The organism is Cupriavidus neocaledonicus (assembly GCF_000372525.1).
GTDB classification, from domain to species: Bacteria; Pseudomonadota; Gammaproteobacteria; order Burkholderiales; family Burkholderiaceae; genus Cupriavidus; species Cupriavidus neocaledonicus.
This window is the reverse complement of the sequence record NZ_AQUR01000103.1, coordinates 119,466-134,107: the sequence shown is the minus strand read 5'-3', so window position 1 is coordinate 134,107 and position 14,642 is coordinate 119,466. Positions and strand designations below refer to the sequence as shown.

Annotated in this window: 13 protein-coding genes; 8 read left to right on the top strand and 5 right to left on the bottom strand. The window is 68.7% G+C overall.

The window, feature by feature from the left end; genetic code table 11:
- Nucleotides 1-13: 13 nt before the first annotated feature.
- On the bottom strand, nt 14-1,762 hold the full coding sequence (locus A3AG_RS0121925; protein ID WP_018007501.1) for an FAD-dependent oxidoreductase: 1,749 nt from the start codon (nt 1,760-1,762) through the stop codon (nt 14-16).
- Nucleotides 1,763-1,967: 205 nt separating this feature from the next.
- Here A3AG_RS0121925 and A3AG_RS0121920 point away from each other — a divergent pair, with 205 nt between their 5' ends.
- From A3AG_RS0121920 to A3AG_RS0121910, 3 genes are all read left to right on the top strand, one after another.
- Nucleotides 1,968-2,699: a YceH family protein gene (locus A3AG_RS0121920; protein ID WP_026164386.1), complete on the top strand. Its 732-nt coding sequence runs from the start codon at nt 1,968-1,970 to the stop codon at nt 2,697-2,699.
- Between the two features lie 202 nt (nt 2,700-2,901).
- Nucleotides 2,902-3,804, top strand: a complete 903-nt coding sequence (locus tag A3AG_RS0121915; protein ID WP_018007500.1) for a patatin-like phospholipase family protein — start codon at nt 2,902-2,904, stop codon at nt 3,802-3,804.
- Nucleotides 3,805-3,922: 118 nt separating this feature from the next.
- Nucleotides 3,923-4,531 carry a TetR/AcrR family transcriptional regulator gene (locus A3AG_RS0121910; protein ID WP_018007499.1) on the top strand — a complete coding sequence of 203 codons (609 nt, stop codon included), beginning with the start codon at nt 3,923-3,925 and terminating at the stop codon, nt 4,529-4,531.
- Nucleotides 4,532-4,550: 19 nt separating this feature from the next.
- Here A3AG_RS0121910 and A3AG_RS0121905 read toward each other — a convergent pair whose 3' ends face one another.
- The 3 genes from A3AG_RS0121905 to A3AG_RS0121895 all read right to left on the bottom strand — a co-directional run bounded on the left by A3AG_RS0121905 (nt 4,551) and on the right by A3AG_RS0121895 (nt 6,629).
- The gene (locus tag A3AG_RS0121905) at nt 4,551-5,057 is read right to left on the bottom strand and encodes a hypothetical protein (protein ID WP_018007498.1); all 507 of its coding nucleotides are present in this window, start codon (nt 5,055-5,057) and stop codon (nt 4,551-4,553) included.
- Nucleotides 5,058-5,254: 197 nt separating this feature from the next.
- Entirely contained in the window at nt 5,255-6,004 is a 750-nt protein-coding gene (locus A3AG_RS31870) for an Hpt domain-containing protein (RefSeq protein ID WP_240619924.1), read from the bottom strand.
- A 1-nt stretch (nt 6,005) separates the two neighbouring features.
- Nucleotides 6,006-6,629, bottom strand: coding sequence for a response regulator transcription factor (locus A3AG_RS0121895; protein ID WP_026164385.1), 624 nt, complete (start codon nt 6,627-6,629; stop codon nt 6,006-6,008).
- Between the two features lie 471 nt (nt 6,630-7,100).
- Between A3AG_RS0121895 and A3AG_RS0121890 the strand changes: the two genes are divergently transcribed.
- Complete coding sequence (locus A3AG_RS0121890) at nt 7,101-9,086, top strand: PAS domain-containing sensor histidine kinase (protein ID WP_018007495.1); 1,986 nt, start codon at nt 7,101-7,103, stop codon at nt 9,084-9,086.
- Between the two features lie 10 nt (nt 9,087-9,096).
- Here the strand turns inward: A3AG_RS0121890 and A3AG_RS0121885 are convergent, their stop codons facing one another.
- Entirely contained in the window at nt 9,097-9,570 is a 474-nt protein-coding gene (locus A3AG_RS0121885) for an Lrp/AsnC family transcriptional regulator (protein WP_018007494.1), read from the bottom strand.
- A 236-nt stretch (nt 9,571-9,806) separates the two neighbouring features.
- Between A3AG_RS0121885 and hppD the strand changes: the two genes are divergently transcribed.
- From hppD to A3AG_RS31865, 4 genes are all read left to right on the top strand, one after another.
- The gene (gene hppD / locus A3AG_RS0121880) at nt 9,807-10,886 is read left to right on the top strand and encodes a 4-hydroxyphenylpyruvate dioxygenase (RefSeq protein ID WP_018007493.1); all 1,080 of its coding nucleotides are present in this window, start codon (nt 9,807-9,809) and stop codon (nt 10,884-10,886) included.
- A 183-nt stretch (nt 10,887-11,069) separates the two neighbouring features.
- Nucleotides 11,070-12,464 carry an amino acid permease gene (locus A3AG_RS0121875; RefSeq protein ID WP_018007492.1) on the top strand — a complete coding sequence of 465 codons (1,395 nt, stop codon included), beginning with the start codon at nt 11,070-11,072 and terminating at the stop codon, nt 12,462-12,464.
- A gap of 115 nt (nt 12,465-12,579) precedes the next feature.
- Entirely contained in the window at nt 12,580-13,776 is a 1,197-nt protein-coding gene (locus A3AG_RS0121870) for an amino acid aminotransferase (protein ID WP_018007491.1), read from the top strand.
- Between the two features lie 295 nt (nt 13,777-14,071).
- Entirely contained in the window at nt 14,072-14,641 is a 570-nt protein-coding gene (locus A3AG_RS31865) for a 2Fe-2S iron-sulfur cluster-binding protein (protein ID WP_018007490.1), read from the top strand.
- Nucleotide 14,642: the final 1 nt, after the last annotated feature.

Here is a 14,642-nt window from a genome sequence, read left to right as displayed (position 1 = left end):
AACGGCCTGCCGCTCAGTGGGGGGCAGGCGCCTGGATCTTTGCCAGGTAGTCGTGGATCTGCGCCACCACCGCCGCGCCTTCGCCGACCGCGGCGGCGACGCGCTTGGTCGATCCCGCGCGCACGTCGCCGATGGCGAACACCCCCGGCACGCTGGTCTGCAACGGATACGGCACCGCCGAGGCGCAGCCCAGCGCGCCGCCGCCGGTGCGCACGAAGCCCTTGTCGTCGACCTCGACATGGCAGGTGCGCAGCCACGCCGCATTCGGGTCGGCGCCGATGAACAGGAACAGGTGCCGCACCGCCATGGTGACCGGCGTGGCCTGCTCGGCGCGGCAATCATAGTGCACCGCGCTGAGCCAGCCGTCGCCGTCGAGCGCGCTGACCTGGGCATGGGTATGCAGCGTGATATTCGGCAGCGCGGCGATGCGGTCGATCAGGTAGCGCGACATGGTGGCGGCCAGCCCCGGGCCGCGCACCAGCATATGCACGTGCGCCGCATGCGAGGCCAGGAACACCGCCGCCTGCCCGGCCGAATTGCCGCCGCCCACCAGCATCGCCGGCTCGTTCTTGCACAGCTTGGCTTCCACCGGCGAGGCCCAGTAGTAGACCCCCCGTCCTTCGAAATGCTCGAGCGCGGCGATGCCGGGCCGGCGGTACTGGGCGCCGGTGGCGATCACCACGGTATGGGCCGGGACCATGCGGCCGTCCGCGAGCTCCAGCCGGATCGGGTCGGCCCCGCAGTGCAACGCCTTCACCTCAAGCGGAATCGCGATGTGGGCGCCGAACTTGAGCGCCTGCACGAAGGCGCGCCCAGCCAGCGCCTGCCCGGAAATGCCGGTCGGAAAGCCCAGATAGTTTTCGATGCGCGCGCTCGCGCCCGCCTGCCCGCCCGGCGAGCGGCAATCGATCACCGCCACTGACAGGCCTTCGGACGCGGCATAGACCGCCGTCGCCAATCCTGCCGGTCCGGCCCCGACCACCACCACGTCATAGACGTAGTCGGGATCGAACTCCGGCAGCAGGCCAAGGCACGACGCCAGTTGTCCTTCGTCCGGGGCGCGCAGCACGCGGCCGTCGGCGCAGATCACCAGCGGAAAGTCGCTGGCGGGCGCGTTGGCGTAGTCGAGCAGCAGCGAGCAGTCGCGGTCGGCGTCGATATCGATGACGGTATGCGGGTAGCCGTTGCGGCGCAGGAAGGCCTGCAGCGCCAGCAGTTGCGGCTCGGTGCCGTGGCCCACCAGCACCGGGCCGCTGCCGAACTCGATCAGCCCGACGCGGCGCAGGATCAGCGCGCGCATGATGCGCTCGCCCAGTTCGGCCTCGGCCACCAGCAGCGCACGCAGCCGCTCCGGCGGGATCACATAGCCGTGGGTCTCGGTGACCGCGACGCCGTCGACCAGCGCGGGGCGGCCGGACAGGGTGCCGACCTCTGCGAGGAAGTGTCCGGGCCCCTGCTCGGTGATCTGGTGCTCGCGCCCCAGACCGTCGCGCCGCATCACGCGCACGCGGCCGCTGGTGACCAGGTACATGCCGCGCCCGGCGTCGCCGATGGCGAACAGCTTCTCGCCCGCGCGCCAGCTCTGCGGCGTGCCGAAGCGGCGCACGCGCTCCATCTCGTCGGCGGTCAGTTGCGGGAACATCTGGTGCCAGCGTGATTCCAGCGTGGAGTACGGTGCCTCCAGCCCGCCGACGGCGTCCGGACCGGACTCAGCGCCCGGCTCGGCTTCGGCTGCCACTGCATCCGCCTGCAAGTTCGCCATGCTGCCTCCCTGATTGCATCAGTCACCGCCAGATTGCAAGTTTCCGGCTGCCGCGGCGCGACCTATGGATAGTAGACGGCGCGACGGGGAATGCGAGGCCGCCGGCGCCAACAGTTGCGCATTGCGCCGGCTTGGGATTGAATGGTCGCCTCGGCGCGCCGGCAAGCCCCGGCAGCGCCGCCACCGTCAGCAAAATCAAGCCTTGATGCAATCCACCCCTGAATCCGATCCGACTCCGCCCAACGACCGTCCCGCGCGCCCGGCATTGCGCGCCCTCACGCCGGTCGAGGGACGCGTGCTGGGCGTGCTGGTCGAAAAGCAGCACACCGTACCCGACACCTACCCGCTGTCGCTCAACGCGCTGGCTTCCGGCTGCAACCAGAAGACCGCCCGGGCGCCGGTGATGAACGTCAGCGAGGCCGAAATCCTGGAGGCCATCGACGGCCTCAAGAGCCTGAGCCTGGTCTTCGAAGGCAGCAGCAGCCGCGTGCCGCGCTTCGAGCACAACATGCAGCGCGCGCTCGGCGTGCCGAGCCAGTCAGTCGCGCTGCTGGCGATGCTGCTGCTGCGCGGCCCGCAGACCGCCGCGGAATTGCGCCTGAATACCGCGCGACTGCACAGCTTTGCCGACATCTCGTCGGTCGAGGCCTTTCTCGACGAGCTGGCCGGCCAGACGCCGCCACGCGTGGTGCGCTTGCCGCGCGCCCCCGGTGCGCGCGAAAACCGCTGGATGCATCTGCTGAGCGGCGAAGCCAGCGCCGCCGCGGCGGCCGAAGACAGCGGGCGTGCCGCCGACGCCGACGCCGCGCCGTCGGCCGAACTGGAACAGCTGCGCGCCGAGCACCAGGTCCTGTCCGAAAAAGTGGCAAGGCTGCAAGGCCTGGTGGAACACATGGCCGCGCAGCTAGGCATCTCCGCCGACGAATTCCTCGGCTGATCCAGGCATCACCACCCCGCCGGAAGCCCTGCCCGCCCCTTGCTGGCTCACATCAACGGGCGGGGTGAACTCATGGCGGTTAATTGCACTGTCGCGCAAAAGAACGCGCCCGCCGCGGTGGCAGGCCGAACTGTCGGATGGCCCCTGCGTCGCCTATCCTTTTGCACAGGACGCCGACAAGCCAGGGGAGACCGCCGCAGCCATGGACAAGACAGCCTTTGTATTCGCCGGCGGCGGAAGCCTGGGTGCGATCCAGGTCGGGATGCTGCGTGAACTGGCGGCCTGGGGCGTGAGGCCGGATATCGTGATCGGCGCGTCGGCCGGGGCCATCAACGGCGCGTACTTTGCCTGCAACCCGGGCCTGGCCGGCGCGCAGCGACTCGAGGAACTCTGGCGCGCGATCCGGCGCACCGACATCCTGCCGTGGAGCTGGCGCAGTGTCTGGAACGTGTTCGGCGGCAGCCGCGGCCACCTGGTCGAGGCGACGGGTTTGCGCACCCTGCTGGCACGGCATTTCGGGCCGCGCGCCCTGGAGGCCGCCGAACTCCCGTTGCACGTGGTGGCGACCGACATGCACAGCGGCGACGAGGTGGTGCTGTCCAGTGGCAGCATCGTCGACGCGGTGCTGGCCAGCGCCGCCATCCCTGGCGTCTTTCCGCCAGTGCAGTTCGGGGGCCGTACCCTGATCGACGGCGGCGTGGCCAACAATACGCCGGTGTCCACCGCGATCCGTCTGGGCGCCACCCGCGTGATCGTGCTGCCGGCGGGCTTTACCTGCGCCGAGCGCCGCCCGCCGCGCGGCGCGCTCGAGCATGCGTTCAACGCGCTCTCGCTGCTGGTGGCGCGCCAGCTGGTGCACGACCTGCAGCACTTCGCCAACCAGGCGCAGATCAGCGTGGTGCCGCCGCTGTGCCCGCTCGATATCTCGCCCTACGACTACTCCCGCTGCGGCGAGCTGATCGACCGCGCCGCGGCCACCACGGCCGAGTGGCTGCGCGGCAAGGGCCTCGACACCCCCCGCATCTCCGGCGCCCTCGCCCCGCATTCGCACGACGAAACGGCACCGAGCTGCAGTGCCGACATTCCGGCGGCAGCGCCGCACTGAAGCACCGGCTCAGCGCCGCGGCCAGCGCTGCGCGGGCCCGCATTTCCGGAGTGGATCGAAGCGCCGCGATACCGCGGGGACGGCGAGCCACCCTCGCGCGGTTGCTACAATCCGGCCCATGCCCAGCCAAGCCGAACGCAGCGCCAGTACCCGCCAGTCCCTGATCGACGCCGCCGCGACCCTGCTCATCGAGCAAGGCTACGCGGCCTTTGCCGAAGCGCGCGTGTGCGAGCTGGCGGGCACCAGCCGCGGCTCGCTGCGCCATCACTTTCCGGAAGGGCGTTACGACTTGCTGCCGGCCATGCTGGAGTCGCTGCTGGAGCGCGAAGCCGACCGCCTGGCGGCGCTGGGGCCGCTGAGCCCGTCGGTGCGCCTGCACCTGATGCTGCATGTGCTGGCACACCGGCCGCAGCGGCATGCCTCGCTGGCGATCCTGGAGGTGTGGATGGCAACGCGCGGCGACATCCGCCTGGCGCGCGCCGTGCATGCGCCGCTGGCGGCGGTGCCGCAGCGGCTGTTCGGCCAGCCGCCGGACGCCCCGCCCCAGCCCGAATGGCTGGCGCTGCGTTGCTTCCTGCACGGCGCCACCTTGCACAGCTTTGCGCCGGACTACGACGCGCAGCAGCTGTCCGAGGCCGTGCGCTGGCTGATCGCGCAGCTGCCGCGGCCCGACGGACTGGACGCGGTGCTGGACCGCATGCTGGCCCGGCCAGCGCTAAAGCGCTGACCCGCGTGCTGAGCTGTGCTCAAGGCAGCCGCGCCAGCAGCCGGTCGTGCAGCGCAGGCGGCAATGCGAGCCGACCCTTGCGGCCCGGCGCAGCCGGATCGAACACCACCGCCTGCCCGTCCCAGCTGAGCCGCACCGGCCCGGTACTGGTGAAGGTGCGCTGCGCCAGTACCCGGTCGCGTTCGGCGCCGTAGATCCGCAGCAATATCCGCTCGCCGCCCAGGTAGCAGTATTCGGCGGCGTAGCGGGCCGCGGCATCGACTGCCGGCACGCGGCGGCAGTTGTGCGCGCCGGCCCGTTCGGTGACGCCATGGCCGTAGACGATGGCGGTCCAGATGGCGCCGACCGCCAGCACGCGTGCGGCGCTGACCAGCAGCACGCGCCGGGCACGCGCCGCGCGCCCGTGCTGCGACGCCATGACATAAGCCACCGCGCGGAACGCGGCCAGCCCCAGCAGCAGCAGCGCCACCGCGGCCAGATGGAAATAGGCCGCCGAATCCGGCATTGACGCCATGATATGGGCCATCCCTGCCCTCCTCTCCCGAAATCCCTGAAGTCGCAGCCCAGCGAGCGCCTGGCGGTAATCCGGCGCTCGCTCAGTCGCGCGCCAAATAAATCAGGGCGATTTATTCCTGAAAATCAAACAGGCACGCCTTATTTCGTTTTAATGCACCAGAATAATCAAGCGCCGGCCCCGCGCCAATTCGGTGTATTCCCGCTGTACTATTTTCCGGGGACGTTGTCGTCGTTATCGTCGATATCAGCGTGATTTGCGCAAGGCAGGCTGGCCAGCAGGCCGAGCAGGCGTGCCGCCGTTGACGCCACGATCGCTGCCAGCGCCGCGGCCGTGGCTGCATCGCCATCGCGGGCGGCATGCTCGAGCCGCTGCGCCATCAACCGCAGCGCATGGCAACCGACGTAGTGGGCGGAGGCCTTGAGCCGGTGCGCAACACCCCGTATCGCCTCGAGGTCGGCGCCGGCCTGGCGCAGTTGGGCCAGGTCATCGCGCGTAGAACTCACCAGCGCCTGCAACAGTTCCCTGGCGAATGCCGGATTGCCGAAGGTTTGCCTGGCTATGGCCCCGGCGATGCCGGCGGCCTCGCGCGCGGACAGCGCCACGTAGTACTGGCCGGCGAGCATGGCCAGCAACGCCGCTTCGGTGACCGGCGCGGCCAGGGTGGCCACGTCGGCGTCTGCGCCGGCCGCGGGCAGCGCGCCCGGCGGCGACACCACGGCGCAAACCGCGCCGCGCGCGCGCCATGCGTGCATCAGCGGGGAAGGCACGCCGGCAGCGGCACTGGCCATCACCAGGTCGCCCTCGGCAGCCATATCCGCCACCCGCGCGTTCACTTCGATCTGCGCCACAAAGCCGAGGCCACGCAGGATCCGCACGGCATCCGCCAGCCAGCCAGAATCGCCGGCGCGTGCCAGCAGCAAGGCCCTTGGTCGGGACTGCGCTTCGGCGGCGTCCACGCTATCCCACCGCAATATGGTGGCGCCGCGCAAAATCGATGACATCGACAATCGATGTTGCGCCCAGTTTTTCCATCACCCGGGTCTTGTGCGTGCTCACGGTCTTGTTGGAAATAAACAGGACTTGCCCGATTTCCTTGTTCGACATGCCCTTGGCCAGCATCTGCATGACCACCAGTTCCTTGTCCGACAGCGAGGCCAGGCGTTCGGCTTCGTCAGCCAGCCCGGACTTGCCGTGGTCGATCTCTGGCATCACGGTATAGCCCGCCAGCACCGACTCCGTGCACCGCACGATTTCGGCCAGTTCCTGTGTCTTGCTGACAAAGCCGTGGGCGCCGGCATGGCGCGCGCGCGGGGCGAAGGCGTTCTGGTCCTGGCCCGAGATGACCAGGATGCGCACGGTGGGATGGCTGGCCTTGAGGCGCGGAATCACGTCGAGCCCGTTGATCTTGGGAATATCCAGATCGAGGATGACCACGTCGGGCAGGTATTGCCGCACGATCTCGATGGCAGCCTGGCCATTGTCGGCTTCCAGTACGTGGGTGACGCCCAGCACCTGGGAAAAATGCGTCTTGAGTACGGCGCGCATGGGCGGGTGGTCATCGACGATCAGGATCGTGGTCAAGCTTGTACTCCGTGGCAACATCGCGTTTTCCGCGCGAGCGCGGCACATCATTGTGCTAAGCATTTGCGCCTCACGAAACCGGAAATTTCCGAGGCACAGGTGGTTTCTTCCGAAAGACCGTGCTGGCCCATGGCGGTGGCGCCGTGCATGGGATGCACCGCTAACGCGCTGGCATTGTCGCGCCCTGGCCATGCTTTCCATCGCGCCGCAAGCGGGCCCAGATTGTGTTCTATATGTGGCACGCCGGCCGGCAAGGTGCCCGCGATTTCGAAATTTCCGTATCAATTTCAGATTCGTCCTAATGAGATGACGGGTCGGCGCCCCTAGAGTGAAGGCAGTTCACCGACCTCGCCTACCCGCTTGCCGTTCCGTCCACCCTCTTCCGCTGCGTCTTCCGCGACTACGCGCCCGCTTCGAACTGCTGTCGACCCCACCCAGCCCGCCCGGGCCTCGGCACGGGTCGGCCCGAGCGTGCGTGCGCGGCTGCCGGCGTGCGCCCTGGCCCCGGCCATCGGCCTGTCGCATGGCACGGCGAGCGCCGCGCTGGCAGCGACCGCGCCGGCAGCGGACTTCCATGCGCACCTGCTCGGCTGGTGCACCGCCATCCTGTGTGCGCTCACGCCCTGCCTGCTGGCCTGGATCATTGCGCTGTACCGCGAGGTGCGCCGGCGCCGTGCCGCCGAAACCGCCCTGCAAGACTGCGTGGCCATCCAGACCGCGCTGCTTGACGGCATTCCGCAGCCGGTCTACCTGCGCGATGCCGCGTTGCGGCTGATCGCCTGCAACCGCGGCTATGAGGAACTGGTGGGCGCCACGCGCGCCAGCCTGCTGGGACAGCCGCTGGACGCCGTGCTGTCGGCACACCCCCTCGCCATCGACATGGCCGAACTGGCGCGCGACTACCGCCGGGTCATCGAAGACGGCGCGCCGCTGCGCACGGACCGGTGCCTGCGCCTGGGCGACCGCACCCTGCATGTGCTGAACTGGCTGACCCCGCTGCGCGGCGCCGACGGCACCATCAAGGGCCTGGCCGGCGGCTGCGTCGACCTGACCGAGCGCCACCAGATGCTGGCCGAGCTGGCCCAGGCCAAGACCGAGGCCGAAGCCGCCAACGGCGCCAAGTCGGCGTTCCTGGCATCGGTCAGCCATGAGATCCGTACCCCGATGAATGCCATCACCGGCATGCTCGAGCTGACCCTGGCGCAAGGCCAGTTGCCGGATGCGCAGCGGCTGCAGCTGGTCACCGCGCACAGGTCGGCACTGGGACTGCTGGCGCTGATCGATGACATCCTCGACCTGTCCAAGCTCGAGGCGGGCAAGTTCAGCATCCACCCGGCGCCCGCGTCGCTGCCAGCGCTGGTCGACGATACCCTGCTGATCTTCGGACCCGTGGCCGCGCAAAAAGGCCTGCCCCTGACCAGCGGCGTCAGCGCCGCGCTGGCGCCGCTGCATCAGGTCGACGCGCTGCGCTTCCGGCAGATCCTGGCCAACCTGGTGTCCAATGCGGTGCGCTTTACCGACAGCGGCACGGTCCATGTCCGCCTGGACGCGCAGGCGCCCTGCGACGGCGTCCAGCACGTCATGCTGACCGTCTCCGATACCGGCGTCGGTATTCCCTTCGAGGCCCAGCCCCGGCTGTTCCAGCCGTTCGAGCAGGCGCACGGCTGTGCGCGCAGCCACGCCGGCGGCACCGGGCTGGGACTGGCAATCTGCCGGCGCCTGGCCACGGCCATGGGCGGGCGCATCACGCTGACCAGCCAGCCGGGCCGGGGCACGCGCGTGCTGGTGTCGCTGCCGCTGCGGGTCGCCAGCGCGCCGCGGCCAACCGATCCGGCCGAACCGGCCGAACCGGCACCGCCGTCACCCCTGGCCGCTTGCCCGCGGCGCGACGCCAGTATCCTGGTAGTCGATGACCACGCCCCCAACCGGCTGCTGCTGCAGCGCCAGCTGGAACACCTGGGCCACCGCGTGAGCACGGCATGCGATGGCCGCGAAGCCCTGGCCGCGCTGGACCGCGGCACGTTCGACGTGATCGTTTGCGACTGCGCCATGCCGATGATGGACGGCCTCGCCTTCACGCGCGCGGTGCGGGCCCGCGCCGACGCGCACCGCCGCGTGCCCATCATCGGCTGCACCCCCAGTGCCGTGGCCAGCGACCACGCCGCGGCCCTGGCCGCGGGCATGAACGCCGTGGTGGTCAAGCCGGTGGGCCTGCAGGCCCTCGATGCCGCCGTGTCGCAGGCGTGCGGCGGCCGGCCTCCGCCGCCGTCCGGGTCGCCGCAGCCGGAACCAGCCGGTCCCGGTCCCGCTCAGGCACAAGACCTGGCGCTGCCCGCCGGCACGGGGGGCGGCGACAGTTGCCACGGCGAGGCCGCCCCCGGCGCGCGGGCATCGTGGTGTGCGGTCTGCCGTGCGATGAACGTGCAGTGCGACCGCATCGATCTGCCCGAGGACTGACCGGTCCGCTTCAGGGCTCCATCGGCACCGCGCTGGTGCACTTGATCTCGTCCAGGCACACGCTCGACTTCACGCCGCTGACGCCGGGAATGCGCATCAGCGTATCGAGCAGGAAGTCGGACAGCGATTTCAGGTCGCGCGCCACCACCTTCAGCACGTAGTCGATATCGCCCGTCACCGAGAAGCACTCCTGGATCTGCGCCAGTTCCGCGACCAGGCGCTTGAAGTTGGACAGGTCGCGGATATGGCCGCGCTCCATGGTCACGTGGATAAAGGCCACCACGCCGAAGCCCAGCGCCGCGGCGTCCAGCCGCGCCTCGTAGCGCTTGACCAGCCCGGCTTCTTCCAGCCGACGGTGGCGCCGCAAAGTCTGCGCCGGCGACAGCGCGATGGCCTCGGCCAGCTCCAGGTTGGATGCCCGCCCGTGCTCCTGCAGCACCCCGAGCAAGCGGCGATCGGTGCGGTCCAGCTCGATTGATTGCACTTCGGTTTCCTCATCTCAAGAATTCAAGCAATCAAATTTCATAATCTAGGGTTTCCCTGCCTCTTTTACGAAATCCAATTTTGCCGCCCCGAATATACACTGCATCCCAAGCAAGCGCACCGCAAACCCGTGCCGTTACGGGCCCGGTGCCGAGCCGGCTGGCCCCGGCGCGACTGCGCAAGCAGTGCTGAAGCCACAATATTATTTCCCGCCCCTACGTTCTTACCGAGAAAGCCATGGCCGACCTGTTTGACAATCCGATGCAGCTAATGGGCTTCGAATTCGTGGAATTCGCCTCGCCCACCCCCAACCTGCTTGAGCCGCTGTTCGAGCAGATGGGCTTCACGCTGGTGGCAAAGCACCGTTCCAAGGACGTCGTGCTGTACCGCCAGGGCGAGGTCAACTTCATCGTCAACCGCGAGCCGCACAGCCACGCCGCCTACTTTGCCGCCGAGCACGGTCCGAGCGCCTGCGGCATGGCTTTCCGCGTCAAGGATTCGCACAAGGCCTATGCCCGCGCGCTGGCGCTGGGCGCGCAGCCGGTCGAGATCCCGACCGGCCCGATGGAGCTGCGCCTGCCGGCGATCAAGGGCATCGGCGGCGCGCCGCTGTACCTGATCGACCGCTTCGAGGAAGGCAAGTCGATCTATGACATCGACTTCGAGTTCATCGAGGGCGTCGACCGCCACCCGGTCGGCCACGGCCTCAAGCTGATCGACCACCTGACCCACAACGTCTACCGTGGCCGCATGGCATATTGGGCCAATTTCTACGAAAAGCTGTTCAACTTCCGCGAAATCCGCTACTTCGACATCCAGGGCGAGTACACCGGACTGGCCTCCAAGGCCATGACCGCGCCGGATGGTAAAATCCGCATTCCGCTGAACGAGGAATCGTCCAAGGGCGCCGGGCAGATCGAAGAGTTCCTGATGGCCTTCAACGGCGAGGGCATCCAGCACATCGCCTTCCTGACCGACAACCTGATCGAAGTCATCGACCGCCTGCAACTGGCCGGCGTGCCGCTGATGACCGCGCCGAACGACTACTACTACGAGGCGCTCGACACCCGCCTGCCCGGCCACGGCCAGCCGGTCGAGCAACTGAAGTCGCGCGGCATCCTGCTGGACGGCACCACCGAAGGCGGCAAGCCCCGTCTGCTGCTGCAGATCTTCTCCAAGACCGCGCTCGGCCCGGTGTTCTTCGAGTTCATCCAGCGCCAGGGCGACGAAGGCTTCGGCGAAGGCAACTTCAAGGCACTGTTCGAGTCGCTGGAGCGCGACCAGATCGAACGCGGCACGCTCAAGGTCGAGGCCTGACCGGCATCGGCCCCGCCTGACCGGCCGCCTTCGACGGCGCGCCGGTCCGGCAACGCGCACGCCCCGGGCGGCAGACACCCTGCCGCGCGCGCGGCGACGACCCCCAAGGCCCAAGCGTCCGACTCAGACAACAGCCAGAGACGCGGGCCCGCATTCCATGAGAATGGGTAGAGGAAACACTGCATGCATTCCAGCAACAATGACGGCTCGCTCAAGCGCGGGCTGAAGAACCGGCACATCCAGCTGATCGCCCTCGGTGGCGCCATCGGCACCGGACTTTTCCTGGGCATCGCCCAGACCATCAAGATGGCGGGGCCTTCGGTCCTGCTGGGCTATGCGATCGCCGGCATCGTGGCCTTCTTCATCATGCGCCAGCTCGGCGAGATGGTGGTGGACGAGCCCGTCGCCGGCTCGTTCAGCTATTTTGCCGACAAGTACTGCGGCCATTTCGCCGGCTTCCTGTCGGGGTGGAACTACTGGGTGCTGTACATCCTGGTGAGCATGGCGGAACTCTCCGCCGTCGGCATCTACGTGCAGTACTGGTGGCCGGAGATTCCCACCTGGGTCTCGGCGCTGGCGTTCTTCGTCATCATCAACGCGATCAACCTGGCGAGCGTGAAGTCCTTCGGCGAGATGGAATTCTGGTTCTCGATCATCAAGGTCGCGGCGATCATCGGCATGATTGGCTTCGGCGGCTACCTGCTGCTGTCCGGCCATGCCGGCCCGCAGGCCAGCGTGGCCAACCTGTGGCAGCACGGCGGCTTCTTCCCCAACGGCATGGGCGGCCTGGTGATGGCGATGGCGGTGATCATGTTCTCGTTCGGCGGCCTGGAACTGGTGGGCATCACCGCGGCCGAGGCGGATTCGCCGGAAAAGACCATCCCCAAGGCCACCAACCAGGTGATCTACCGCATCCTGATTTTCTACGTGGGCGCGCTGGCGGTGCTGCTGTCGCTGTACCCGTGGGAGAACGTGGTCACCGGCGGCAGCCCGTTCGTGCTGATCTTCCACGCGCTCAACAGCAACTGGGTGGCCAACGTGCTGAACGTGGTGGTGCTGACCGCGGCGCTGTCGGTCTACAACAGCGGCGTGTACTGCAACAGCCGCATGCTGTACGGCCTGGCGCAGCAGGGCAATGCACCCAAGGCGCTGCTCAAGGTCAACCAGCGCGGCATCCCGCTGACGGCGCTGGCGTTCTCGGCGGTGGCCACCGCGGCCTGCGTGGTGATCAACTACTTCATGCCGGGCAAGGCCTTCGAGCTGCTGATGGGGCTGGTGGTGTCGGCGCTGATCATCAACTGGGCCATGATCAGCCTGATCCACCTGAAGTTCCGCGCCGACAAGCGCAAGGCCGGCCAGGCCACGGCGTTCCAGAGCTGGGGCTATCCGCTCACCAACTACCTGTGCCTGGTGTTCCTGGGCGGCATCCTGGTGGTGATGTACCTGACCGAAGGCCTGCGCATCTCGGTGTACCTGATCCCGGTGTGGCTGGTGGTGCTCGGCGTCAGCTACCTGGTGCGTCAGAAGAAGGCCGGCGCCGCGCTGCAAGCCGGCGTGGCAGCGCAGCAACTGCGCTGAGCGGCCCCCAGTCAGGCTGGCGCCTGCAGGCTGCGGGCGCCGCCGGTTAAAATCCCAGTGCTGCGCGGCGTCTCGCGCCGCGGCAGCCGCCCCCGACCCAACTCCATCGCATCCCATGTTCGCACACATCGAGGCCTTTCCCGGCGATCCGATCCTCTCGCTCAACGAGGACTTCCAGCGCGACCCGCGCACCGACAAGGTCAACCTCAGCATCGGCATCTACTTTGACGACGACGGCCGCCTGCCGGTGATGCAGGCGGTGGCGCAGGCCGAGGCCGCGCTGCTGGCCGACATGGGTCCGCGCCCCTACCTGCCGATGTCGGGTCTGGCGGCCTACCGCAACGCCGTGCAGGCGCTGGTGTTCGGCGAGGACTCGCCGGCGCGCGCCGCCGGCCGCATCGCCACGCTGCAGACGCTGGGCGGCTCGGGCGCGCTGCGGGTGGGCGCCGATTTCCTCAAGCGCTACTATCCGCAGGCGCAGGTGTGGATCAGCGACCCCAGCTGGGAAAACCATCGCGTGGTGTTCGAGCGCGCCGGCTTCACCGTCAATACCTACCCGTACTATGACGACGCCACCGGCGGCCTGAAGTTCGACGCCATGATGGACGCGCTGCGCGTCATCCGGGCCGGCAGCATCGTGCTGCTGCACGCCTGCTGCCACAACCCGACCGGCGTCGACCTGAACCAGGACCAGTGGCGCCAGCTGATCGCGCTGCTCAAGGCCAACCAGCTGCTGCCGTTCGTCGATATGGCCTACCAGGGCTTCGGCGCCGGCCTGGAAGACGACGCCTTCGCCATCCGCGAACTGGTGGCGCAGGACGTGCCCTGCCTGGTGGCCAACTCGTTCTCGAAGAATTTCTCGCTGTACGGCGAGCGCTGCGGCGGCCTGAGCGTGTTCTGCAACACCGCGGCCGAGGCCTCGAACGTGCTGGGCCAGCTGACCGGCGCGGTGCGCGCCAACTACAGCAATCCGCCGACGCACGGCGCGCGCGTGGTCTCCAAGGTGCTGACCACGCCCGAGCTGCGCCAGCTGTGGGAACAGGAACTGGCCCAGATGTGCGGCCGCATCGCGCGCATGCGCGAGGCCATCCACCACCACCTGCGCGACCATGTCAGCGGCGAGGCGCTGTCGCGTTACCTGACCCAGCGCGGCATGTTCACCTACACCGGCCTGACCGCCGGCCAGGCCGAGCGCCTGCGCGAGCAGCACGGCGTGTACCTGCTGCGCTCGGGCCGGATGTGCGTGGCCGGGCTGAACGAGCGCAATGTCGGCATCGTGGCCAAGGCCATCGGCAGCGTGCTGCAGGGCTGAAGCCGGTCCCGCACAGCCTCATGGCGGCGCCTTCGGGCGCCGTTTTTGTTGGCGGTCCCGGGTTGGCGGTCACGGGTATCGCCGCACGGGGCGGCGCAGGTATTGCACGTAGCGCCCAGCGTAATTTCTACACGCACCGCGTGGCGTTTTTGACGCTTGCCGCGCCGCATTGCCGGGCCGCGCGCGGCACCATGGCCGGGCGCTGGCCGGGCGCTGGCCGGCACTGAACTTGCAGCCGTCCGGTATTCCCGGCGCGATCTCACGACATGCCGGGACGCCGACAGAAGGCTCGCCCATGTCCGAAGACAACGTTCCGGCCCATTGCAGCACCACCGCCCCGCCAGGCGCGGCCACCCGCGCAGTCACGCTCCACGTCAACGGCAAGCCCTGCACGCTGCAGCTGGAACCGCGCTGCACGCTGCTCGACGCGCTGCGCGAGCTGCTCCACCTGACCGGCGCCAAGAAAGGCTGCGACCGCGGCCAGTGCGGCGCGTGCACGGTGCTGGTCGAGGGCCGCCGCATCAATGCCTGCCTCACGCTTGCGGTAATGCAGGAAGGCCGCCACATCACCACCATCGAAGGCCTGGCCAGCGGCGACACCCTGCATCCGATGCAGCAGGCCTTCGTCACGCACGACGCGCTGCAGTGCGGCTTCTGCACCCCGGGCCAGATCTGCTCGGCGGTAGGCATGCTGGCCGAGGCGCAGGCCGGCCATGCCAGCGCGGTGCACCCGCTGGGCCCGGCGCCACTGCCGCTCGGCGACGACGAGATCCGCGAGCGTATGAGCGGCAACCTGTGCCGCTGCGGCGCTTACCCCAATATCGTCGCCGCGGTCCGCGCAGCCTGCGGCAAGGGCGGCAGCTAAG